The following is a 301-nucleotide window of genomic DNA, read 5'->3' as shown; positions in this document are numbered from 1 at the left end:
CCGAGATCACCCGCGCGCTGTCCGACCTGTCGCTCGATATCGCCTCGGCGCACATCACCACATTCGGCGAGAAGGTCATCGACACCTTCTACGTCACCGACCTCACCGGGCAGAAGATCGACAGCCCGACGCGCACGGCCACCATCCACAAGCGGCTGATCGACACGCTGGAAGGCAATGCGCCCGAACGCAACGGCAAGGCCAAGGCGGCGGCCGAATGACATCCATTTGACGCAATTCCGCAGGCAGTCATCCAGCGCATGAGCCTTGTCAAGAAATTCGCCACCGTCGCTTCCGGCAC

The 301-nt window shown here is 62.5% G+C and carries 1 protein-coding gene; it reads left to right on the top strand.

What is annotated here, in order from left to right:
- Window positions 1–221 (top strand): hypothetical protein (locus tag EN852_RS38930; RefSeq protein WP_135879909.1); only part of this gene is annotated, 221 nt, incomplete at its 5' end.
- Window positions 222–301: the final 80 nt, after the last annotated feature.

The organism is Mesorhizobium sp. M2E.F.Ca.ET.209.01.1.1, from assembly GCF_004010375.2.
Taxonomy (GTDB): domain Bacteria; phylum Pseudomonadota; class Alphaproteobacteria; order Rhizobiales; family Rhizobiaceae; genus Mesorhizobium.
The sequence above is the reverse complement of the archived record's forward strand: the minus strand, read 5'-3'. Positions and strand labels throughout refer to the sequence as shown.